Below are 20,392 nucleotides of genomic sequence, written 5' to 3'. Positions count from 1 at the left end.
GACGGGCAAGGGGGCTACAATTTCACCATTGTTGCCCATTCAAGGAATCGCGCCCCGATGTTTGCCAAGGACATGCAGATCGCTGGTTATGACGACGAACTGGCCCGGGCCATCGCCCAGGAGGCCCGGCGCCAGGAAGACCACGTCGAGCTGATCGCCTCGGAAAACTACGCCAGCCCGCGCGTGCTCGAAGCCCAAGGCAGCGTGCTGACCAACAAGTACGCCGAAGGCTACCCGGGCAAGCGCTATTACGGCGGCTGCGAATACGTCGACATCGCCGAGAAGCTCGCGATCGAACGCGTCAAGCAGCTCTTCGGCGCCCACTACGCCAACGTGCAGCCGCATTCGGGTTCGCAGGCCAATGCCGCGGTGTACCTGGCGCTGCTGCAGCCGGGCGACACCATCCTGGGCATGTCCCTGGCGCACGGCGGCCACCTGACCCACGGCGCCAAGGTCAACTTCAGCGGCAAGCTGTTCAACGCGGTGCAGTACGGCGTCGACGAACAGGGCCTGATCGACTACGACGAAGTGCAGCGCCTGGCCACCGAACACCAGCCCAAGATGGTGGTGGCCGGTTTCAGCGCCTATTCGCAGGTGGTGGACTGGTCGCGCATGGCGGAAATCGCCAGGTCGGTCGGCGCCTACCTGTTCGTGGACATGGCGCACGTGGCCGGCCTGGTGGCGGCGGGCGTGTACCCGAACCCGCTGCCGTTCGCCGATGTGGTCACTTCGACCACGCACAAGACCCTGCGCGGCCCGCGCGGCGGCATCATCCTGGCGAAGGCCAACGAGGCGCTGGAAAAGAAGTTCCAGTCGCTGGTGTTCCCGGGTACCCAGGGTGGCCCGCTGATGCACGTCATCGCCGCCAAGGCGGTGGCCTTCAAGGAAGCGCTGGAGCCGGAATTCACCGAGTACCAGAAGCAGGTCGTGAAAAACGCCCAGGCCATGGCCAAGGCGATGATGGCGCGCGGTTACAAGATCGTTTCCGGCGGCACCGAGAACCACCTGATGCTGATCGACCTGATCGGCCGCGACGTCACCGGCAAGGACGCCGAAGCCGCGCTGGGCGCCGCCCACATCACGGTCAACAAGAACGCCGTGCCCGGCGACCCGCGTTCGCCGTTTGTCACCTCGGGCCTGCGCATCGGCACGCCGGCGGTGACCACCCGCGGCTACAAGGAACCGGAGTGCGTGGCGCTGGCGAACTGGATGTGCGACGTGCTCGACGCACCGGCGGACGAAAACGTCATTGCCGGCGTGCGCGAAAACGTCACCAGGCAGTGCCGCGCCTTCCCGGTTTACGGCTGACCGCACCCGGATGTTTTGCCCCTTCTGCCAGCACACCGACACCCGCGTGATTGATTCACGCGTGTCCGACGATGGCAGCACCATCCGCCGTCGCCGCGAGTGCGAGGCCTGCGGGGAGCGTTTCAATACCTTCGAAACCGCCGAGCTCAAGCTGCCGGCCATCGTCAAGAGCGACGGCCGCCGCGAAGCCTTCGACGAGCGCAAGCTGCGCATCAGCTTCGACCGCGCGCTGCAGAAGCGCCCGGTGTCGGCAGAGGACATCGACGTTGCCGTGCGCGGCGTCATCCACGCGCTTCGCCTCACCGGCGAACGTGAACTGCCTTCGCTGCGCGTCGGCGAGTTCGTCATGGCCGAGCTCAAGAAGCTCGACCAGGTGGCCTACGTGCGCTTCGCGTCCGTGTACCGAAAGTTCGAGGACGTGCAGGCCTTCCGCGAGGAAATCGAGCGGCTCGAACGCGACCTGCCGGGCCTGGAAGGCCTGCAGTTGCCCCTTCTCGACGCCACCCCCGACAAAGTAAAAAAATGAATCGGGTCGAGATCCGACCCCTGGCGGATTGCCCGGGGCAGGCGGCACGACTGGCGGCGTGGCACTACCAGCACTGGGGCCACTTCTACGACCTGGCCGACTGGAACCTGGCTTCGGCCACCGCCGAACTGGAAGACCACGCCACCCGGCGCGGCCGGCCGACCACGCTGGTGGCGATGCAGGGCGAACAGGCCGTTGGCTCGGTGAGCCTGGTGGACGAAGACGCGCCGGAGTTCCGCGGCGTCGGCGATGCCTGGCTGGCCAGCCTGTTCGTGCTGGAACAGGCGCGCGGTCACGGCATCGGCGCCGCGCTGGTGCGCGCCTGCGTGGCGCTCGCGGCGCGCGAGAAGGTGCCGCGGCTGTGGCTGTTCACGCCCGAACACGCGGATTTTTACGCGCGCCTGGGCTGGCGCGACCAGGGCGCTGCCACGCTGCGCGGCCAGCCCGTGCACCTGATGGACATCGTCCCGGCATGAGCGCCTTTTCCGCCCACGACCACGCCCACATGGCCCGCGCGCTGCAGCTGGCCGAACGCGGCTGTTTCACCACCCACCCCAATCCGGTGGTCGGCTGCGTCATCGCCGATGGCGGTCGCGTGCTCGGCGAAGGCTGGCATGAACGTGCCGGCGAGCCCCATGCCGAAGTGATGGCACTGCGTGCCGCCGGCGGCCGCGCTTCGGGCGCCACGGCCTACGTCACGCTCGAACCCTGCGCCCACCATGGCCGCACGCCGCCCTGCGCCGACGCACTGGTGGCGGCGGGTGTCACCCGCGTCGTGGCGGCCTGCCGCGACCCGTTCTACCAGGTGGCCGGGCAGGGTTTTGCCAAGCTGGCCGCGGCCGGCATCACGGTCGAACACGGGCTGATGGAAGCCGCGGCGCGGCACCAGAACCGCGGCTTCATCTCGCGCATCGAACGCGGCCGGCCCTGGGTGCGGGTGAAGCTGGGCATGAGCCTGGACGGACGCACGGCGCTGGAAGACGGCGTGTCGAAGTGGATCACCTCCGATGCCTCGCGCGCCGACGTGATGCGCTGGCGCGCGCGTTCGGGCGCGATCATGACCGGCATCGGCACCGTGCTCGCCGACGATCCGCGCCTGACGGTGCGCCTGGCCGGCGACGAGGCCTTCGTGCCGCCGCTGCGCGTGGTGCTGGACGAGCGCGGCCGCCTGCCTTCGACGGCAACGCTGCTCAACGACGATGCCGCGCCAACGCTGCTGGTGCACGGCGACGACGTGGTGCCCGATTACGGCGACAACGTCGACGCCTTCGCGGTGCGCCGCGCGGGCGACGGCCTGGACCTGAACGCGGTGCTGTCGCAGCTGGCCCAGCGCGGCGTCAATGAACTGCAGGTGGAAGCCGGCGCCACGCTTTCCGGTGCCCTGGTGGCGGGCGGCCTGGTCGACGAACTGCTGCTCTACGTCGCGCCGGTGCTGCTGGGCGAACGCGGCCGTCCCCTGCTGGCCGGCGTGACCCCCGCGTCAATGGCCGACCGCATCGACCTGCGCCTGCTCGAAACCCGCCAGATCGGGCCGGACCTGAGGCTGCTGCTGGGGCCCTAGAGACATACCGTTCCAGCACCCCGACCAAAGCCCCGGAGCGGCCCGCGTACAATGGCGGGCTCCCGGCGGTGGCCGGATGACAGGTGATGGCATGTTCACGGGATTGATCCAATCGGTTGGCCGGCTGCTGGCGCGCGAGCCGCGCGGGGGCGACCAGCGGCTGCGGTTTGGCTGGGGCGCAATGGCGCACGACGACGTCGCCCTGGGCGAGTCGATCGCCGTCAATGGCTGCTGCCTCACCGTCGTGGCCTTCGATGCCGAAGGCTGGGATGCCGACGTGTCCAACGAATCCCTGACGCTCACCACGCTCGGCACGCTGCCGGTCGGCGCCGCCGTCAACCTGGAACGTTCGCTGCTTCCCACCGACCGCCTGGGCGGCCACCTGGTGTCGGGTCACGTCGATGCCGTCGGCCGCGTCGAAAAGATCTGGGACGACGGCCGCAGCCAGCGCTGGCGGTTTGCCGCGCCGGCCCCGGTGCTGCGCTACGTCGCGGTGAAGGGCTCGATCGCCGTCGATGGCACCAGCCTCACCGTCAACACCGTCGATGCCACGGGCTTCGAAGTGAACCTGGTGCCGCACACCGTCGCCCACACCGCCTTCGGTGAAACCGCCGTCGGCGACGCCGTCAATCTCGAGGTCGACACCGTCGCCCGTTACGTCGAGCGGCTGCTTGCCGCACGCGAGGAATCCGCATGAGTTTCGCCACCGTTCCCGAACTGCTTGAAGAAATCCGCCAGGGCCGCATGGTCGTGGTGGTGGACGATGAGGACCGCGAGAACGAAGGCGACCTGATCATGGCCGCCGAGCTGGTGAAACCCGCCGACATCAACTTCATGGTCACCCACGCGCGCGGCCTGGTCTGCCTTTCGCTCACCCGCGAACGCTGCCGGCAGCTGGGCCTGGGGCCGATGGTGCGCGACAACAACTCGCCCTACCAGACCAACTTCACCGTGAGCATCGAAGCCGCCGAAGGCGTGACCACCGGCATCAGCGCCTACGACCGCGCGCACACCATCCGCACCGCCGTGCGCCCGGACGCCGCCGCCGACGACCTGACCCAGCCCGGCCACATCTTCCCGCTGATGGCCCAGCCCGGCGGCGTGCTCACCCGCAGTGGCCACACCGAAGCCGCCAGCGACCTTGCCCTGCTGGCCGGCCTGGAGCCCGCCGGCGTGCTGGTGGAAATCCTCAACCCCGACGGTTCGATGGCGCGCCGCCCCGAGCTGGAGAAATTCGCCGCCGAGCACGGCCTGAAGATCGGCTCGATCGAAGACCTCATCCGCCACCGCCTGGAAACCGAACACACGGTCGAGCGCGTGGACGAACGCGACATCCCGACCGCGCACGGCGACTTCCGCCTGGTGACCTACCGCGACCGGCTCAGCCGCGACCTGCATTTCGCCCTGGTCCTGGGCCAGCCGCGCGCCGACACGCCCACGTTGGTGCGCGTGCACGTCAAGAACCCGCTGTCGGATGCCCTGCACTGGCAGCGCGCCGATTTCGGCGTTGCCACCGGCGATGCGCTGGCGGCCGTCGCGGCGGCGGGGGAGGGCGTGGTGGTGGTGCTGTCCGAACCGCTGTCGCCGGACGACCTGCTGGCCCGCATCACCGAGGCCACCAGCCCGGACGCCCCGCGTGCCCGCGAATGGCGCCGCAACGGCGCCGGCGCCCAGATCCTGCACGACCTGGGCCTGGGCAAGCTGCGCGTGCTGGGCACGCCGCGCCGCCAGGTCGGCCTGGCCGGTTATGGCCTGGAGGTCATCGAATACGTCGAGGCAGGCCGGGCGCGGTAAACTGGCCGCCCTTTCGCCCATCCCCGAGCCCATGGCCCACTTCGAAGGCGACGTCCGCAGCCCTGCCGCGGCCCGTTTCGCGATCATCGCCAGCCGCTGGAACCCGCGCATCACCGATGCGCTGGTCGACGGCGCCCGCCGCGCCTTCGAAGGCAACGGCGTGGCCGCCGAGGCGGTGGACGTGATCCGCGTGCCCGGCGCCTGGGAGCTCCCGGTCGCCACCGCCAATGCGCTCGACCGCGTGGGTTACGCCGGCGTGGTCGTGCTGGGCTGCGTGGTGCGCGGCGACACCCGCCACTTCGAACAGGTCGCCGACGAATGCGCCCGCGGCCTGATGCGCGTGGCCCTGGACACCGGCGTGCCGGTGGCCAACGGCGTGCTGGCCGTGGACGACTACGCCCACGCCGAAGCGCGTGCCGACGGTACCCACGGCAACAAGGGCGAAGAAGCCGCGCTGGTGGTGATCGAAATGGCCAACCTCATTGGAAAACTGGCATGAAACATCCCCGACTCGACGGCGTTGACCCGCAGGCGCGTTCGCGCGCCCGGCGCCGCGCGCTGCAGGCCGTCTACGCCTGGCAGATGTCCGATACCGCCATCACCAAGGTGCTGGAACAGTTCCGCAACGAGCAGGACATGGAAATCGCCGACGTCGAATATTTCGAGGACCTGGTGCGCGGCGTGCACGCCAACCTGGCCTCGCTGGATGATGCGCTGTCGGTGTTCCTCGACCGCGAAATCGACCAGGTCGATCCGATCGAACGCGCGGTGCTGCGCATCGCCGCATACGAACTGCGGCACCGCATCGACGTGCCCTACCGCGTGATCATCAACGAGGCCATCGAAACCACGAAGCGTTTTGGTTCCGAACACGGCCACACCTTCGTCAATGGCGTGCTCGACCACGCCGCCGCCGACTGGCGCACGGCCGAAGCCCAGGCGCCGCGCCGGTCCTGATGCCGGGCGAATTCGCCCTGATCGACCGCATCCGCGCCCGCGTGGCGCGCCGCGACGACGTGGTCCGGGGCATCGGCGACGACGCCGCGGTGCTGGCCGTACCGGCGGGCCATGAACTGGTCGTCACCTGCGACACCCTGGTCGCCGGCGTGCATTTTCCCGACGGCACCGCACCGGCCGACGTCGGCTACAAGGCCCTGGCCGTGAACCTGAGCGACCTGGCCGCCATGGCCGCCGCGCCGGCCTGGTGCACGCTGGCGCTGACCCTGCCCGATGGCGATCAAGCCTGGCTCGATGCCTTCCTCGACGGTTTCCTGGAGCTGGCCGACGAACACGGCGTGTCCCTGGTCGGCGGCGACACCACGCGCGGCCCGCTGGCCATGACGGTCACCGCCCACGGCCTGGTGCCGGCCGGGCAGGCCCTGCTGCGCAGCGGCGCGCGGGCGGGCGAGGACATCTGGGTCACCGGCACCCTGGGCGACGCCGCCGGCGGACTGGCGCAATGGCGCCAGCGCGGGCCGGCCTCGGCCAAGCTGCGCTATCGCCTGGACCGCCCGACCCCGCGCGTGCAGGCCGGCCTGGCCCTGCGCGGCCTGGCCAGCGCCGCGGTGGATCTCAGCGACGGCCTGGCCGCCGACCTGGGCCACGTGCTCGCCGCCAGCGGCGTTGGCGCCCGCCTCGACCTGGGCCGGCTGCCGAGCTCGCGCACCCTGGCCGACCACTTCGAGGAAAACCGGCGCTGGGAACTGCAGCTCACCGGCGGCGACGATTACGAACTGTGTTTCACCGCACCCGCTGCGCGCGCGCTTGAGATCGAACAGGCCCTGGCCGCGCTCGACCTGCCCGCCACCGTGGTCGGCCAGGTCGAAGCCGAACCCGGCCTGCGCCTGCTGACGCCCGAGGGCGGCGCCTGGACGCCGCCGGCCACCGGCTACCAGCACTTCGAGGGTGGCCACGCATGAGCCAGCTGCCCGAAGGCACGCGCCGGCGCCTGATGAAACACCCGCTGGGCTGGATCGCCGCGGGGTTCGGCGCCGGTTTTGCGCCCAGGGCCCCGGGCACCGTCGGCAGCATCGCCGCGCTGCTGCCCTGGTGGTTTCTGATGAAGGACCTGCCGCTGCCGGCCTACCTGGCGGTGGTGGCCGCGGGTTTCGCGCTGGGCTGGTGGGCCGCGCACTGGGTTATCCACGAGACGAAGATCGAAGACCCGGGCCTGGTGGTCTGGGACGAATACGTTGGCGTCTGGATCACCCTGCTGGCGGCGCCGGCCGGCTGGCCATGGATGCTGGCGGGCCTGGTGCTGTTCCGCATCTTCGACATCGCCAAACCCTGGCCGGTCAGCTGGGCCGACCGCAAACTCCACGGCGGCTTCGGCGCCATGCTCGACGACGCGCTTGCCGGCCTTTATGCGTTGGGATCGCTTCAACTGGCGGTTTTTGTTTTTAGCCACGGATGAACACGGATAAACACGGATAGAGCAAAAGCAAACAATCAGCCTGCTTTTATCCGCTCTTATCCGTGTCCATCCGTGTTCATCCGTGGCAAAAAAATCAACGCCCCATCACCGACGCTACGTGTGAGCGCAGCGCGGGCACGACTTCGGCGTCGAACCAGGGGTTGTGCTTGAACCAGCCGGTGTTGCGTGGGCTGGGGTGGGGCAGGGGGAAGACGCCCGGGGCGTAGTCGCGCCAGGCCTGCACGGTATCGGTAAGCGTCTTGCGGCGGTTCTCGCCCAGGAAATACGCCTGCGCGTACTGGCCGATCGCCAGCACCAGTTCCACCTGCGGCAGCAGCGGCAGCAGGCGCGGATGCCAGGTGGAGCGGCATTCCGGGCGTGGCGGCAGGTCGCCCGAGGCGCCACGGCCCGGGTAACAAAAGCCCATCGGCACGATCGCGACTTTAGATTCGTCGTAGAACACCGCCTTGTCCAAACCCAGCCAGCCGCGCAGGCGCACGCCGCTGGCGTCGTCCCAGGGAATGCCGCTGCCGTGCACCAGGGTGCCGGGCGCCTGGCCGACCACCAGCAGTTTCGCGCTGTCGCTGGCGCGCAGCACCGGCCGCGGGCCCAGCGGCAGGCTGGCTTCGCAGATCCGGCAGGCGCGGATCTCCCCGAGCAGCTGCTCGAGTTCGCTGCGCGGCCGGCTCATGCCTGGCCCTCGGCCGGCGCCGGCAGCACCTTGCCGGGATTGAGGATGCCGGCCGGGTCGAACTGCGACTTGATCGCCCGCATCAGCGACAGGGTGGCCTGGTCGAGCGACCGCGCCAGCAGCTCGCGCTTGACCAGGCCGATGCCGTGTTCGCCCGACACCAGGCCACCGAGTGCGATGACGGCGTCGAACACCGATTCCAGCGCCGCCGCCGCGCGCGCGGATTCACTGGCGTCGGCAGGGTCGTAGAGGATGTTGACGTGCAGGTTGCCGTTGCCGGCGTGGCCGAAGCACACGATCGGCAGCGACTGCGCGGCGGCGGCGGACTGAACTGCGGCCACCAGCGCGGGGATGCGCGAAACCGGCACCACCACGTCTTCGTTGATCTTGCCCGGCGCCAGCGTGCGCAGCGCCGGCGAAAGCGCCTTGCGCGCGGCCCAGAGGCGTTCGCGCGCAGCTTCGTCGGGCGCGGCTTCGACCGACAGGCAGCCGGGGCCGGCGGCGGCCTGCGTCAGCGCGGCCACCGCCGCGTCGAGCACGGCTTCGTCGCCGTCGGCTTCGATCATCAGCAGCGCACCGGCGTCCGCCGGCAGTTGTGCACCGCCGACCTCGCGGGCCAGGCGCACGCAGTCGCCGTCCATGAATTCCAGCATCGATGGCGTCACCGGCTGCGCCATCAGGCGCGCCACCGCGGCGGCGGCCGATTCCACGTCGGCGTACAGCGCGCGCAGGGCGCGGCGCTGCGGTGCCAGCGGGGTCAGCTTCAGCGTAGCTTCGACGATCAGCGCCAGCGTGCCTTCGGAACCGATCAGCAGGCGCGAAAGGTCGTAGCCGCTGGCGCCCTTGGTCGTCGCGGCGCCGAATTCCACCAGCACGCCGGCGCCGGTGACGGCCTTGAGCGCCAGTACGTTGTCGCGCGTGGCGCCGTATTTCACCGCGCGCGGGCCGCCGGCATTGCAGGCCAGGTTGCCGCCGATGGTGCTGAAGGCGGCGCTGGTGGGGTCGGGCGGCCAGAACAGCCCATGCGGCGCCAGCGCCGCCTGCAGGTCGCCGTTTAGCAGGCCCGGCTGCACCACCGCCACGCGGTCGCCGGGCCGGATCGCCAGCACCTTGTCCATGCGCTCGAAGGAAAGCACCAGCGCGTCCTCGCCGGGCACGGTGGCGCCAGTGGTATTGGTGCCGCGCCCGCGCGCGACGACCGGCAGGCCGTGGTCGCGGCACAGGCCCACCAGTGCCTGCACCTGCGCGGCGTCGGTGGGCAGCGCTACCGCCAGCGGCAAACCCTGGCGACGCGAGTTGTCGTAGCCGTAAACCAGCCGCTCGGATTCGTCGAGCAACAGGCCACCCGGACCCAGCAGGGTCCGCAGTTCCTCGGCCAGCGATGCAGGCAACCCGGTCATGGCGGCAGTGTAGGCCAAACGCCGGATTTCACAGGTCGTCGAGCGTGAAAGCCGCGCGGTGCCAGTCGAGGCCGGCGGTGGAGGCGGCGACGATGTCGAAGCGGCAGGGGGCGTCGGCCAGGGCCGGCTGACGGGCGAGCCAGGCGCGGGCGGCGAGGGCGATGCGGCGGCATTTGCGGCGGTCCACCGAGGCCAGTCCGCCGCCGAAACGATCGTCCTGGCGGTAGCGCACCTCGACGAAGACGATGAACCCGCCGTCGCGCATCACCAGGTCGATTTCGCCGAACCGGTAGTTGACGTTGCGGGCCAGCTTGCGCAGGCCCTCGCCTTCCAGGAGGTGGCGCGCCGCGTCTTCGGCGGCGTCGCCGCGGGCGCGCCGGTCAGGGCGTGCCGGCATCGGGCGGCGAGGCCCCGTTGTCCTGGTAGAGCGCGCCGTCGGGCGCAGCGCGCGGGCGGCCACCGCTGAACACGGCCCAGGCCGGCGCACGCCGGACCTGGCCGGTGGCATCGATCGTGAGCTCGCCGGTGGCGCCGCGCACCTGCGCGCCCGGGTCGGACACCAGCTTGTCGAGGTAACCCGCCAGCTTCCAGGCGTCGAGGCCGAAGGCGAACAGGCGGGCGCCGCCGCCCTGCGCGCTGGGCAGGGTATTGCCCAGCGTGTCCGGGTCGGGCAGGCCGCCGCGAAGGCCGATCAGCCAGGGCAGTTCCGGGTATTCGATGCCGTCGAGTTCGGTGTCCATGCGCAGGTTGGCGCCCGAGAGGATCAGCGAGGTCGCCACGCGCGGCACGCCGGCCAGGCCGGCCGGCTCCACCTGGCTGGCCAGCAGCCGCGCTTCGGCGGCCTTGAGGCTCAGGAACAGCGCTTCGGGGCGCAGGCCGCCGGCGGACTGCACCGCGCGCTGCAGGTCCGGCACGATGTCGGGGTTGTCGGCCTGCATGCTCACTTCGCCGATGATCTCGCCGCCGCGTTCGCGCATGTGCTCGCGGAAGGCGGCCAGGCCACGCTGGGCGGTTTCGTCGGCCTGGGTCACCACCAGCACGCGGCGAAGGCCACGCTGGAGCAGGCGTTCGGCGGCCGCCACGCCTTCGTCCTCGGGCGCCAGCGCGTAGCTGGCGCTGCCCGGGGTCGGCGGATGGCTGCCGCGATTGAGCGCGACGGTCGGCAGCGACAGTTCCGGCGAAGCGAACAGTTGGTTCACTTCGTCGCGCGACAGCGGGCCGACCAGCATCTGGGCACCGTCGGCGGTGGCCTTGGCCAGCGCCGCGCGCAGGCCGCCGGGCGCGCCGGTGTCGTAAAAACGAAGGGCGGGACGTCGGCGCGATTCGGCGTAATAACCGGCCAGCATGCCGTCGCGCACCGACTGGCCGGCAGCGGCCAGCGGGCCGGTCAGCGGCAGCAGGGCGGCCAGGCGTTCGGGCGGACGGTAACCGTCGAATTCGGCCTGTGGCAGGGCGTCAAGCGAGGGCGTGCTGCCCGTGCGGTCGTAGGGACGCGGCAGCGGCAGGCCACGCTGCGACAGCGCGCGGCCGGCATACGCGTACAGCGGATGACCGACCGGCAGCGCCGCGGCCCTGGCCGACAGCGTGGCGTCGGATTCGGCCGAAAGCAGGCTGACGATTTCGCCAACGGTGGCGACGCGGCTTTCGCCAAGCTGGCGCGTGGCCAGCCAGGCCAGGTCGCCGGCGGCGTCGAAGCCGCGGCCCAGGCGCTGCAATGCATCGGCGCGCAGTTCGTGCCAGCGCTGTGCGTAATCGTCGGGCACCGTCTCGCGACGCTGGCCGAGCAGGGCCAGGGCCGCTTCGGCCTGGCCGGCATCGAGGCGGAAGCCGGCGTTGAGCAGGTCGTGCAGCAGTTCGTCCCGGCCCTCGAGACGGCGGCGCGGTGCATTGGCGAAGGCGGCGCGCGCGGCTTCGGGCTGGCCGGCAAGCTGGTGCTGCCAGGCGGCGCGCAGCCAGGCGCGGGCGCGGGCGTCGCCTCGTTCCTGCTCGGCCTGGGCTGCGTAGGCGCGCGCGGCTTCGGCGTGGCGGCCTTCGTCGGCCAACTGCGATGCGGGGGTGGTCGGCGCGGTCGGCGCCGGTGCGCCGGGGCTGCGCTGCACGGACACGCTGGCGCAGCCGGCGAGCAGGGCAAGGGCCAACAACAGGGGGGCGGTTCGCAGCATGGTCGGGGTCCGGGTTCGTGGCGCGTAAGATGATACCCGGTGCACAAGGAGGGCGCGGTCAATGACGAACACACAGGCGGGTGCGCTTCATGTGGTGGCCACCCCGATAGGAAACCTCGGCGACCTGACCGCGCGCGCGCGCGAAGTGCTTGCTTCGGTGGACGCCATTTGCGCCGAGGACACGCGCCATACGCGCCAGCTGCTGGGCGCCCTGGGCATCGAGCGGCCGCTGCTGGCCCTGCATGAACACAACGAAGCCGATGTCGCCTGGAAGCTGGTGGAGCGACTGAAGGCCGGTGATTCGCTGGCCCTGGTCTCCGACGCCGGCACGCCGCTGGTCAGCGATCCCGGCTACCGGCTGGTGCGCGAAGTGCGCGCCGCCGGCCTGCGCGTGATCCCGCTGCCGGGGCCCTGCGCGGCGATCGCGGCGCTGTCGGTGGCCGGACTGCCCAGCGACCGGTTCTGCTTCGAAGGTTTCCTGCCGGCCAAGGGCTCGGGTCGCCGCGAACGCCTGACGGCGCTGGCCCGAGAACCTCGCACGCTGGTGTTCTACGAAAGCTCACACCGCATCGAAGAATGCCTGGCCGACCTGGTGGCGATTTTCGGACCCGAGCGCGAGGCGGTCCTGGCGCGTGAGCTGACCAAACTCTTCGAAACCGTGCTTGGCGACACGCTGGCCGAGCTGGCCGAACGCGTGGCTGCCGACGAAAACCAGCGCAAGGGTGAATTCGTTCTGGTCGTGCGTGGCTGCGAAGACGACGGCGAGGCGAAGCTGATCGAGGGCCAGCGCATCTACGCCAAACTCGCCGAACATCTCAAACCCTCGCTGGCTGCGAAGCTGGCGGCCGACCTCAGCGGCGCGCCGCGCAAGGCGCTTTACGGCGGTGGCGAATGAAGCGCGCCGGTTTGCTGCTGGCCTTCGTGCTGCTGGTGGGCTGCGGTGGCAGCCGCAGCACGCCGGGGGGCGGCGAGATGATCCTGCCGCCGATGGCGCCGCAGATGAAGATGCAGTCGCAGGAGGCCTTTTTCATGGCCGAACATCTCAATCCCGAACTGCTGCCCGATTACCCGGAAGCGCTGCTTGAAAAGGGCCCCGAAAAAGCCACCGTCTGCGTGGAAATCGTCGTCGATGCCGACGGTACGGTCAGCTGGACGGCGCCGCTGCGCGCCGGGCCGCGCTGCCCGGCCGAAGCCCTGCCGGCGCTGGCCTGGTTCGAACACGCCGTCGACCGGACGGTGCGCCAGTGGCGCTTCGAACCGGCCTCGGTCTGCACCTTCCCGGCCGGCGTCGAGAAAAACTACGACTGCATCGGCGAAGGCGTGGTCCGCAAGACCGTGCCCCTGCGCCTGGCCTTCGTCTTCGAATTCAGCCGCAGCGAACGCCGCGGCCGCTTTTCCGGCGCCGCCAGCCGCTGAGCCGGCGGCGGCCCGCTGTGCGACAATCCGCCCCGGCGGAGTCGGCCGAGGCAGTCGCGTCGCAGCAATGCGCCGAGGAAAGTCCGGGCTCCACAGAGCAGGGTGCCAGGTAACGCCTGGGCGGCGTGAGCCGACGGAAAGTGCAACAGAAAGCAAACCGCCGAACGGCCCGCAAGGGTGCGTGGTAAGGGTGAAACGGTGGGGTAAGAGCCCACCGCCCGGGGGGACAACGCCCCGGGGCACGGCAAACCCCACCCGGAGCAAGACCAAATAGGGGTGCTATGGCATGGCTCGTGCCGCACCCGGGTTGGTTGCTTGAGGCCTGCGGTGACGCAGGTCCCAGAGGAATGACTGTCCACGACAGAACCCGGCTTAATGGCCGGCTCCGCCACTTCCTCGTCCCACCCATCCGCGCAATCGCCCCGCCCGGGGCCTCCGGCCGGCCGCCCTGGCCGCTGTCGGGCCATTCCGCGACGTGTTTCACGACTTTGGATCAATTCCATGTGAAACAACAGTTGCCGAATGGTTCTTAAACAAGACTCTCAAGTATCGCGCAAGGCGTTGATCCGCTTGGCGAAATTCCCTCCCAATTGTCCTTGACACCCCGTAGGGGCAGGTCTAACGTGGGCATCTGAGGGAATTCCGGGCTTTTTGTGGTTTTTAGTGGCGTAGGCGGATCCGAAACGATGTTCCAGGGCGAAACGGCGATCACGATCGATGACAAGGGGCGGCTGGCCATTCCCACGGCCTACCGCGACCAGGTCGCGCGCGCCTGCGCCAACCGTCTGGTCGTCACCTACAACCCCTACGAAGCCGGCTGCCTGTGGCTCTACCCGGAAGCGACCTGGGAAAAGGTCCGCGACCAGGTCAATGCCCTGCCCAACGCCAAGCGCGTGCACCGCAACCTGCAGCTCAAGCTGGTCGGCGCCGCCACCGTGGTCGAGCCCGACGGCAGCGGCCGCGTCACCCTTCCGGCCAGCCACCGCAATGCGGCCGGCCTGGAAAAGAAAGCGGTGCTGCTGGGCATGGGCGGCAAGTTCGAATTGTGGAGCGAGCAGGCGCACCTCGCGCAGATCCGTCAAACCATCGGTGAAGACGAGATCAGCGAGGACATGCTCGACCTGAGGCTGTGACGGGCATGGCCGGGATGCGTCCTGGAACGCAGCCCAGCCATCTCCCGGTGATGTGGGCGCAGGTCATGGATGGCCTGCAGGTACGCAGGGATGGCAGGTATCTGGATGGCACGTTCGGGCGAGGGGGCCATGCGCGCGGCGTGCTCGACCGGCTGGGGCCGGATGGACGGCTGTTGGTGATGGACAAGGATCCTGAAGCGATCGCCACCGCGCACGCGCTTTTCGGCGCGGACGGGCGGGTCGCCGCCCGCCGCGGTTCCTTCGCCGGCATGGCCGAGTGGGATGAAGCCGCGGCCGGCCTCGACGGCGTGCTTTTCGACCTGGGTGTGTCTTCGCCGCAGCTCGACGTCGCCGAACGGGGTTTCAGTTTCGGCAAGGACGGCCCGCTGGACATGCGCATGGACCCGGAGTCGGGCGAAAGCGCGGCCAACTGGCTGGCGCGCGCCGACGAGCGCGAGATCGCCGACGTGCTGTGGCAGTACGGCGAAGAAAAGCTCAGCCGCAAGATCGCCCGCACCATCGTCGCCCGCCGCGACGACGAGCCCCTGCAGCGCACCGGCCAGCTGGCCGACCTGATCGCCTCGGTGCTTGGCCGTGGCGACGGCAAGATCCATCCGGCCACGCGCAGCTTCCAGGCCATCCGCATCTACATCAACCGCGAACTCGACGACCTCGAGGCCGGCCTCGACGCCGCGCTCAAGGTGCTCAAGCCGGGCGGCCGGCTAGTCGTTATCAGCTTCCACTCGCTGGAAGACCGCATCGTCAAGCAGTTCATCAACCGCCACGCCAAGGCGCCCCCCGGCAACCGCCGCATGCCGGTGGCCGAGCCGTTCACGCCCGACCTGCGCGACATCGGTGGCGCCATGCGCGCCACGCCGCAGGAAGTGAAGGACAACCCGCGTGCGCGCAGCGCGGTGCTGCGGGTTGCCGAAAAACTAGACGTGCAGGGGGAGGCCGCGTGAGCCTGCGCCACTTCGCACTGTTCGTGCTGGCCCTGGTGGTGATCGCCAGCGCCCTGGGCGTGGTCTGGGCGCGGCACCTGCATCGCCAGGCCTACATTTCGCTGAGCACGCTGGAAGGCGAGCGCGACGAGCTCAACATCGAATTCGGCCGCCTGCAGCTTGAACAGGCCACCTGGTCGGAAGCCAACCGCATCGAACAGGTCGCCGGCACCCGCCTGGGCATGACCTTCCCGGCCGACACCGACATCGTGGTGCTGCAGCCATGAGCGGCCGCAGCAACTACAGCCCGCGCAAGCGCCTGATGGTGGTCGGCGGCATCCTCGGCGTCTGCTGCGCGGTGCTGGTGGCGCGCGCGGCGCACCTGCAGGTGGTCAGCGAAGAGTTCTACCAGCGCCAGGGCGACGCCCGTTTCCTGCGCGAGATTCCCATCGCCACCTCGCGCGGCATGATCACCGACCGCAACGGCGAACCGCTGGCGGTGTCGTCGCCGGTGGAATCGATCTGGGCGAACCCGCAGGAACTGCTGCTGCACCCGGACCGCCTGGGCGAGCTGGCCGAGGCGCTGTCGATCCCGCAGGACGTGCTGACCCGGCGTGTGTCCGAGCGCGCCGACAAGGAGTTCGTCTACCTGCGCCGGCACCTGAATCCGGACGTCGCCGAAATCATCACCGGCCTGGGCATTCCCGGCGTCTATTCGCAGCGCGAGTTCCGTCGCTTCTACCCCTACGGCGAAGTGATGGCCCACGTGCTGGGTTTCACCAACATCGACGACAAGGGCCAGGAAGGCCTGGAGCTGGCCTTCAACCACCACCTGACCGGCAAGGAAGGCAAGCAGCGGGTCATCCGCGACCGCCGCGGCCGCATCGTCGAAAACGTCGACCTGGTCGAAGCGGCCGAAGCCGGCGGCGACCTCACGCTGTCGATCGACCGCCGCATCCAGTACCTGGCCTACCGGGAACTGAAGTCCGCCCTGGTCGAAACCGGCGCCACCAGCGGTTCGGTGGTGGTGCTGGACGTGCCCACCGGTGAAGTGCTGGCGATGGTGAACCAGCCGTCGTACAACCCCAATTCGCGCGTCGGTGCCGATGCCGATTCGCGCCGCAACCGCGCGGTCACCGACGTGGTCGAACCCGGTTCGGTGATGAAGACTTTCACCCTGGCGGCGGCGCTGGAGGCGGGCAAGTTCACCCCGGCGTCGCTGATCGACACCGCGCCGGGCTACACGACGCTGCCCGGCGGTTACACCATCAAGGATTTCCGCAACTACGGCACGCTCAGCCTGGCCGGCATCCTGACCAAGAGCTCCAACGTCGGCGCCATCCGGGTGTCGAACGAACTCAGCGCCGACCACCAGTACGACATGTATCGCCGCTTCGGCCTGGGCCAGCGCAGCGGCAGCGCCTTCCCGGGTGAACTGCAGGGCGTGCTGACGCCGGCGTCCAGCTGGGGCCCGACCGAAAAAGCCAGCATTTCCTACGGCTACGGCCTGTCGGTGACGCCGCTGCAGCTGGCGCGCGCCTACGCCGCCGTCGGCAACCAGGGCCGGTTGATGGAAACGACCTTCGTCAAGGGCGGCGCCGGCGAAGGCACCCAGGTCATCGACCCGGCCATCGCGCGCCAGCTGATGGACATGCTTGAAACCGTCATCGGCCCCGATGGCACGGCCCGCCGCGCCGCCGTGCTGGGGTATCGCGTGGCCGGCAAGACCGGCACCGCGCGCAAGGCCAGCGGCGGCGGTTACGCCGCCAACCGCCATGCCGCGGTCTTCGTCGGCCTGGTGCCGGCGAGCAATCCGCGATTTGCCATGGCGGTGGTCATCCACGAACCGCAGGGCCTGGAATACGGCGGCGGCGCCGTGGCGGCGCCGGTGTTCCACCGGGTCATGGAAGGTGCACTGCGCCTGATGGACGTGCCGCCGGACGACATCCAGGGCTGGTACGCCGCGCAGGCCGCCAAGCAGGCCAGGCAGGCCCGCCAGGCCAACGCCGCACCGGCCGCGCCACGCGAGGTGGCCCCGTGACCCGCGCCATGCCCCTGCACGAACTGCTCGAGGGCCTGGCCCTGGCGCCGCCCGGGCTGGACCCGCTGGTGACCGGCCTGGGCGCCGACAGCCGCGCCCTGCGCGCCGGCGACGCCTTCATTGCGCTGGCCGGCGAAAGCACGCACGGCCTGCGCCACCTGGACCAGGCGCAGGCCGCAGGTGCCAGCGTCATCCTGTTCGAGCCGCCGGCGCCGGACGCGCTGAAGCTGCCCGCCAACGCCATTGCCTTCCCGGGCCTGCGTGCGCGCCAGGGCGAACTGGCCAACCGCTTCTACGGCGCGCCGTCGAAGGCGCTGCGCCTGGTCGGCGTCACCGGCACCAACGGCAAGACCTCCACCGTGCAGCTGATCACCCAGGCCCTGGCGCTTTCGGGCGTCACCGCCGGCAGCATCGGCACCCTGGGCGCCGGCCTGCACGGCCGGCTGGTGGCCGGTGAGCGCACGACGCCCGACGTCGTCGCCGTGCATCGCCTGCTGGCCGGCATGCGCGACGAGGGCGCGACCCACGTTGCGATGGAAGTGAGCTCGCACGCGCTGGCCCAGGGTCGCGTTGACGCGGTCGCCTTCCAGGTTGCCGTGTTCACGAACCTCACCCGCGACCACCTCGATTTCCACGGCAGCATGGACGCCTACGGCGACGCCAAGGCGCTGCTGTTCGGCTGGCCCACGCTCGAGTCGGTGGTGATCAACCTCGACGACCCGTTCGGCGTGCGCCTGGCCACGCGCATCGCGCCCGGCGTCCGCATCATCGGCACCAGCGCCCGCGGCGCCAGCAAGGCCGGCCTGCGCGCCGACGCCGTGCGCCTGGCGCCCGAAGGCCTGCACTTCACCCTGGCCGAAGCCGGCGAAAGCCATGCCGTGGCCTCGCCGCTGCTGGGCCGCTTCAATGTTGAAAACCTGCTGGCCGTGGCCGGCACGCTGCGTGCCCTTGGCTGGTCGCTGGCCGATGTCGCGGCGATGCTGCCGCGGCTGTCGCCGGTGGGTGGCCGCATGAGCCGGGTCGGCGGCAGCAAGGGCCAGCCGCTGGTGGTGGTGGACTACGCGCATACGCCCGACGCGCTGCAGCAGGCCCTGGCCGCGCTGCGCGAACACACCCCGGGCCGGCTGACCTGCGTCTTCGGCTGCGGCGGTGAACGCGACGCCGGCAAGCGCCCGCTGATGGCCGCCATCGCCGAAGCCGGCGCCGACCGCGTGATCGTCACCGACGACAACCCGCGCCGCGAAAACGGCGACGACATCGTCGCCGGCATCCTGGCCGGCTTCACCCGCCGCGGCGCCGTGCACGTCGAACGCGACCGCCGCCGCGCGATCGGCCTGGCGCTGGCCGGCGCCGAAGCAGGCGACGTCGTGCTGGTCGCCGGCAAGGGCCACGAGCCCTACCAGGAAGTCGCCGGTGTGCGCCACGCCTTCGACGACCTGCAGGTCGCCAGCGAACTGCTGGAGGCGCGCGCATGAGGCCGCTGATGCTCTCGCAGGTCGCGCGCTGGGTCGAAGGCCGCCAGCTGGGCGCCGACGTCGAAATCCATTCGGTGGGCACCGACACCCGCAATCTTTCGCCCGGTGCGCTGTTCGTCGCCCTGCGCGGCGAGCGCCACGATGGCCACGACCTGGCCGGGCAGGCGCTGGCCGCCGGCGCCTCGGCGCTGCTGGTGCAGCGCGAAGTCGACTGCGCGCTGCCGCAGGTGCTGTGCGCCGACACCCAGGACGCCCTGGGCGAGCTGGCCGCCGGCGTGCAGCAGGGCCGACCGGCCGTGGTGGTCGGCCTGACCGGCAGCAACGGCAAGACTTCGGTCAAGACGCTGGTGCTGGCGATCCTGTCGGAAGCCGGCAAGGCCTACGCCAACCCGGGCAACCGCAACAACGAAATCGGCCTGCCGCTGGCCGTGCTCGACGCGCCCGAAGACGCCCGTTTCGCCATCTACGAAATGGGCGCGGGCAAGCCGGGCGACATCGCCTACCTGGCCTCGATCGCGCCGCCCCAGGTCGCGCTGGTGAACAACATCATGCCGGCCCACCTTGAACGCATGGGCAGCCTGCTGGGCGTGGCCGAGACCAAGGGCGCGATTTACGAAGCGCTGCCCGACGACGGCATCGCGGTGGTCAATGCCGACGACAGCTTCGCCCCTTGGTTCATGCAGCGCATCGGCGAGCGCCGCTGCCTGCGCTTTGGCCTGGAAAACGATGCCAACGTGCGCGCCAGCGGGCTTCAGCTCGGCCCCGACGGTTCGTTCTTCCGCCTGCACACGCCAAGCGGCGACGCCGACGTGGCGCTGCCGCTGGCCGGCCGCCACAGCGTGATGAACGCGCTGGCCGCGGCCGCCCTGGCGCTGGCCGCCGGCGCCAGCCTCGACAACGTGGTCACCGGCCTGCAGTCGGCGCCCGCGGTGCCTGGCCGGCAGGTCCCGCATGCGCTGCGCGGTGGCGCGGTGCTGGTGGATGACAGCTACAACGCCAACCCCGGTTCGGTCGCCGCCGCCATCGCCGCGCTCGCAGAAACCGGCACCGACGCCTGGCTGGTGCTGGGCGACATGGGCGAACTGGGCGAGGGCGCCGAGGCGCTGCACGCCGAGGTCGGCGAACGCGCCCGCCGCGCCGGCATCAAGCGCCTGTGGACCGTGGGCGAACTGAGCGCCGCTGCCAGCCGCGCCTTCGGCGACGGTGGCCATCACTTCAACGACCAGGCCGGCCTGCTGGCCGCGCTGGGCCCGGCGCTCGCCGCCGCCCCGGCGGGGCTGCGCTGCCTGGTGAAGGGTTCGCGCTCGAGCGCGATGGACAAGGTGGTTGCCGCGCTGCTGGCCGCCGACAGGCAAGGAGACGCCGACCATGTTGCTTGAACTGGCCCGCTGGCTGACGGAAATGGGCTGGATGCCGCCGCTGTTCGGCTACATCACCTTCCGCGCCATCCTGGGCGCGCTTACCGCGCTGCTGCTGTCGCTGTGGCTGGGTCCGACGGTGATCGCGCGCCTGGCCCGGCTCAAGGGCGGCC

General features: G+C 70.4%; 22 protein-coding genes, 1 other RNA gene and 1 pseudogene. 20 read left to right on the top strand and 4 right to left on the bottom strand.

The features are described from left to right. The first annotated feature begins 57 nt into the window (after window positions 1–57). The 10 genes from glyA to AACZ35_RS04570 all read left to right on the top strand — a co-directional run bounded on the left by glyA (window position 58) and on the right by AACZ35_RS04570 (window position 7,602). Window positions 58–1,308 carry a serine hydroxymethyltransferase gene (gene glyA / locus AACZ35_RS04615; RefSeq protein ID WP_339826586.1) on the top strand — a complete coding sequence of 417 codons (1,251 nt, stop codon included), beginning with the start codon at window positions 58–60 and terminating at the stop codon, window positions 1,306–1,308. Between the two features lie 10 nt (window positions 1,309–1,318). Further along, complete coding sequence (nrdR, locus tag AACZ35_RS04610) at window positions 1,319–1,834, top strand: transcriptional regulator NrdR (RefSeq protein WP_339826582.1); 516 nt, start codon at window positions 1,319–1,321, stop codon at window positions 1,832–1,834. Further along, complete coding sequence (locus AACZ35_RS04605; protein ID WP_339826580.1) at window positions 1,831–2,310, top strand: GNAT family N-acetyltransferase; 480 nt, start codon at window positions 1,831–1,833, stop codon at window positions 2,308–2,310. The genes nrdR and AACZ35_RS04605 overlap by 4 nt, the downstream gene beginning before the upstream one ends. Further along, the gene (gene ribD / locus AACZ35_RS04600) at window positions 2,307–3,395 is read left to right on the top strand and encodes a bifunctional diaminohydroxyphosphoribosylaminopyrimidine deaminase/5-amino-6-(5-phosphoribosylamino)uracil reductase RibD (protein WP_339826578.1); all 1,089 of its coding nucleotides are present in this window, start codon (window positions 2,307–2,309) and stop codon (window positions 3,393–3,395) included. Before AACZ35_RS04605 ends, ribD begins: the two co-directional genes overlap by 4 nt. 91 nt (window positions 3,396–3,486) lie before the next feature. Beyond that, window positions 3,487–4,092 (top strand): riboflavin synthase, encoded by a 606-nt coding sequence (locus AACZ35_RS04595; RefSeq protein WP_339826577.1) that lies wholly within the window; start codon window positions 3,487–3,489, stop codon window positions 4,090–4,092. Continuing rightward, window positions 4,089–5,189 carry a 3,4-dihydroxy-2-butanone-4-phosphate synthase gene (ribB, locus tag AACZ35_RS04590; protein ID WP_339826575.1) on the top strand — a complete coding sequence of 367 codons (1,101 nt, stop codon included), beginning with the start codon at window positions 4,089–4,091 and terminating at the stop codon, window positions 5,187–5,189. Before AACZ35_RS04595 ends, ribB begins: the two co-directional genes overlap by 4 nt. 31 nt (window positions 5,190–5,220) lie before the next feature. After that, window positions 5,221–5,688 (top strand): 6,7-dimethyl-8-ribityllumazine synthase, encoded by a 468-nt coding sequence (ribH, locus tag AACZ35_RS04585; protein WP_339826573.1) that lies wholly within the window; start codon window positions 5,221–5,223, stop codon window positions 5,686–5,688. Continuing rightward, a complete protein-coding gene (nusB, locus tag AACZ35_RS04580; protein ID WP_339826570.1) occupies window positions 5,685–6,146 on the top strand; it encodes a transcription antitermination factor NusB in 462 nt (153 codons plus the stop codon). The genes ribH and nusB overlap by 4 nt, the downstream gene beginning before the upstream one ends. After that, window positions 6,146–7,108, top strand: a complete 963-nt coding sequence (gene thiL, locus AACZ35_RS04575; RefSeq protein ID WP_339826568.1) for a thiamine-phosphate kinase — start codon at window positions 6,146–6,148, stop codon at window positions 7,106–7,108. The genes nusB and thiL overlap by 1 nt, the downstream gene beginning before the upstream one ends. Next, entirely contained in the window at window positions 7,105–7,602 is a 498-nt protein-coding gene (locus AACZ35_RS04570; protein ID WP_339826566.1) for a phosphatidylglycerophosphatase A, read from the top strand. Before thiL ends, AACZ35_RS04570 begins: the two co-directional genes overlap by 4 nt. 94 nt (window positions 7,603–7,696) lie before the next feature. Here AACZ35_RS04570 and AACZ35_RS04565 read toward each other — a convergent pair whose 3' ends face one another. From AACZ35_RS04565 to AACZ35_RS04550, 4 genes are read right to left on the bottom strand one after another with little or no spacing between them, the layout of a single operon-like run. After that, complete coding sequence (locus AACZ35_RS04565; RefSeq protein WP_339826564.1) at window positions 7,697–8,293, bottom strand: uracil-DNA glycosylase family protein; 597 nt, start codon at window positions 8,291–8,293, stop codon at window positions 7,697–7,699. Beyond that, window positions 8,290–9,693 carry an FAD-linked oxidase C-terminal domain-containing protein gene (locus AACZ35_RS04560; RefSeq protein ID WP_339826562.1) on the bottom strand — a complete coding sequence of 468 codons (1,404 nt, stop codon included), beginning with the start codon at window positions 9,691–9,693 and terminating at the stop codon, window positions 8,290–8,292. Before AACZ35_RS04560 ends, AACZ35_RS04565 begins: the two co-directional genes overlap by 4 nt. Before the next feature lie 28 nt (window positions 9,694–9,721). Further along, window positions 9,722–10,090 carry a YraN family protein gene (locus AACZ35_RS04555; RefSeq protein ID WP_339826560.1) on the bottom strand — a complete coding sequence of 123 codons (369 nt, stop codon included), beginning with the start codon at window positions 10,088–10,090 and terminating at the stop codon, window positions 9,722–9,724. Continuing rightward, the gene (locus AACZ35_RS04550; protein ID WP_339826558.1) at window positions 10,074–11,855 is read right to left on the bottom strand and encodes a penicillin-binding protein activator; all 1,782 of its coding nucleotides are present in this window, start codon (window positions 11,853–11,855) and stop codon (window positions 10,074–10,076) included. Before AACZ35_RS04550 ends, AACZ35_RS04555 begins: the two co-directional genes overlap by 17 nt. Window positions 11,856–11,916: 61 nt before the next feature. On the opposite strand from AACZ35_RS04550, the gene rsmI reads away from it, so the two are divergent. The 10 genes and pseudogenes from rsmI to AACZ35_RS04500 form a co-directional block, all read left to right on the top strand. Next, window positions 11,917–12,750: a 16S rRNA (cytidine(1402)-2'-O)-methyltransferase gene (gene rsmI / locus AACZ35_RS04545; protein WP_339826556.1), complete on the top strand. Its 834-nt coding sequence runs from the start codon at window positions 11,917–11,919 to the stop codon at window positions 12,748–12,750. Next, window positions 12,747–13,271 (top strand): hypothetical protein, encoded by a 525-nt coding sequence (locus AACZ35_RS04540; RefSeq protein WP_339826554.1) that lies wholly within the window; start codon window positions 12,747–12,749, stop codon window positions 13,269–13,271. The genes rsmI and AACZ35_RS04540 overlap by 4 nt, the downstream gene beginning before the upstream one ends. A 37-nt stretch (window positions 13,272–13,308) precedes the next feature. After that, an RNA gene (gene rnpB, locus AACZ35_RS04535) (RNase P RNA component class A) lies at window positions 13,309–13,662 on the top strand. A 295-nt stretch (window positions 13,663–13,957) separates the two neighbouring features. Continuing rightward, on the top strand, window positions 13,958–14,404 hold the full coding sequence (mraZ, locus tag AACZ35_RS04530; RefSeq protein ID WP_339826552.1) for a division/cell wall cluster transcriptional repressor MraZ: 447 nt from the start codon (window positions 13,958–13,960) through the stop codon (window positions 14,402–14,404). 5 nt (window positions 14,405–14,409) lie between these two features. Further along, window positions 14,410–15,366: a 16S rRNA (cytosine(1402)-N(4))-methyltransferase RsmH gene (gene rsmH / locus AACZ35_RS04525; RefSeq protein ID WP_339826550.1), complete on the top strand. Its 957-nt coding sequence runs from the start codon at window positions 14,410–14,412 to the stop codon at window positions 15,364–15,366. A gap of 2 nt (window positions 15,367–15,368) precedes the next feature. Continuing rightward, entirely contained in the window at window positions 15,369–15,632 is a 264-nt protein-coding gene (ftsL, locus tag AACZ35_RS04520; RefSeq protein ID WP_339826584.1) for a cell division protein FtsL, read from the top strand. Then, on the top strand, window positions 15,629–17,386 hold the full coding sequence (locus tag AACZ35_RS04515; protein ID WP_339826548.1) for a penicillin-binding transpeptidase domain-containing protein: 1,758 nt from the start codon (window positions 15,629–15,631) through the stop codon (window positions 17,384–17,386). Before ftsL ends, AACZ35_RS04515 begins: the two co-directional genes overlap by 4 nt. Continuing rightward, entirely contained in the window at window positions 17,383–18,861 is a 1,479-nt protein-coding gene (locus AACZ35_RS04510; protein ID WP_339826546.1) for a UDP-N-acetylmuramoyl-L-alanyl-D-glutamate--2,6-diaminopimelate ligase, read from the top strand. The genes AACZ35_RS04515 and AACZ35_RS04510 overlap by 4 nt, the downstream gene beginning before the upstream one ends. Beyond that, window positions 18,858–20,240 carry a UDP-N-acetylmuramoyl-tripeptide--D-alanyl-D-alanine ligase gene (murF, locus tag AACZ35_RS04505; protein WP_339826544.1) on the top strand — a complete coding sequence of 461 codons (1,383 nt, stop codon included), beginning with the start codon at window positions 18,858–18,860 and terminating at the stop codon, window positions 20,238–20,240. Before AACZ35_RS04510 ends, murF begins: the two co-directional genes overlap by 4 nt. Continuing rightward, a pseudogene (locus tag AACZ35_RS04500) lies at window positions 20,230–20,392 on the top strand (phospho-N-acetylmuramoyl-pentapeptide-transferase); the annotation flags it as partial. The gene murF and the pseudogene AACZ35_RS04500, both read left to right, overlap by 11 nt.

The sequence above is a fragment of the uncultured Arenimonas sp. genome, assembly GCF_963976025.1.
In the GTDB taxonomy this organism is placed as follows: Bacteria; Pseudomonadota; Gammaproteobacteria; order Xanthomonadales; family Xanthomonadaceae; genus Arenimonas.
The sequence above is the reverse complement of the archived record's forward strand: the minus strand, read 5'-3'. Positions and strand labels throughout refer to the sequence as shown.